At 68.6% G+C, this 1,167-nt stretch carries 1 protein-coding gene; it reads left to right on the top strand.

What is annotated here, in order from left to right:
- Positions 1-196 precede the first annotated feature (196 nt).
- The gene (locus tag MJ783_RS10435; protein ID WP_239348224.1) at positions 197-1,108 is read left to right on the top strand and encodes a phosphoribosylaminoimidazolesuccinocarboxamide synthase; all 912 of its coding nucleotides are present in this window, start codon (positions 197-199) and stop codon (positions 1,106-1,108) included.
- The last annotated feature ends 59 nt before the right edge of the window (positions 1,109-1,167 follow it).

Below are 1,167 nucleotides of genomic sequence, written 5' to 3'. Positions count from 1 at the left end.
CGCTCTTACCGTTACATCGTCGGACGCGGACAGCGAATCCGCACGTCGGGACATGTGCATCGGAGCACGCCGCGGCCTGGCCGCACCGCCGCCACCCGTACCACCTGTGCCGCCCGCTGCCGGCTGCCCGCTGCCCGCTGCCCGCGATTGCCTACCGGCGCTCGATACGACCGGCGGGGCTCGATACGGTCTGGGTATGCCGCTGACGCACGAGGAGTTCGCCGGGCTCACCCACCTCGGATCCGGCAAGGTACGGGAAATATTCGCTGTCGGCGACGATGCGGTCCTGCTTGTCGCCAGCGACCGGATCTCCGCCTTCGACGTCGTGCTGCCGACTGACATCCCCGACAAGGGCGCCGTTCTCACCGGGCTGTCCCTATGGTGGTTCGACCAGCTCGCCGACATCGTGCCGTCCCATGTGATCAGCGCGAACGTGGACGAGTACCCCGATGAGCTGTCGCCCTATGCCGAACAGCTACGCGGCCGGTCGATGCTGTGCCGGCGGCTGTCCATGGTGCCGATCGAGTGCGTGGCCCGCGGATACCTGACCGGCAGCGGACTCAACGACTACCAGCGCACCGGCGCGGTCAGCGGCCACGCCCTGCCGGCCGCGCTCCTCGACGGCAGCAGGCTGCCGGCACCGATCTACACACCGTCGACGAAAGCCCCGGTCGGCGAGCACGACGAGAACATCAGCCGGGCGGACGCGGCCGCCCGCGTCGGCACCCAGCTCGCCGCCGAGGTGGAGAGACTCACGTTGGCAATCTTCGAACGCGCCACCGGCCTCGCTGCCGAGCGCGGCATCATTCTCGCCGATACCAAGTTCGAGTTCGGTCATGACACCGACAACGTGCTACGGCTGGCCGACGAGGTGCTGACCCCGGACTCGTCCAGATTCTGGCCGGTCGACAAGTGGCAGCCCGGCCGCCCCCAGCCGTCCTTCGACAAGCAGTTCGTCCGTGACTATCTGATCTCCAGTGGCTGGGACCGCTCCGCGCCCGGCCCCGAACTTCCCGACCAGATCGTCGAGGCCACCCGCGCCCGTTATGTGGAGGCGTACGAACGCCTGACAGGTATGTCCTTCGCCGACTACATCGCCGCGGCATAGGCTGACGCGCGGTGGTCCGGTGCCGGTGGGTTCGGCCGCGTGGTCACGCCGGATGCTCG

The sequence above is a fragment of the Protofrankia sp. Cj3 genome (assembly GCF_917627355.1).
Lineage (GTDB): Bacteria > Actinomycetota > Actinomycetes > Frankiales > Frankiaceae > Protofrankia.
Note: the sequence above shows the minus strand (reverse complement) of the source record. Positions and strands in the feature narration are given on the sequence as shown.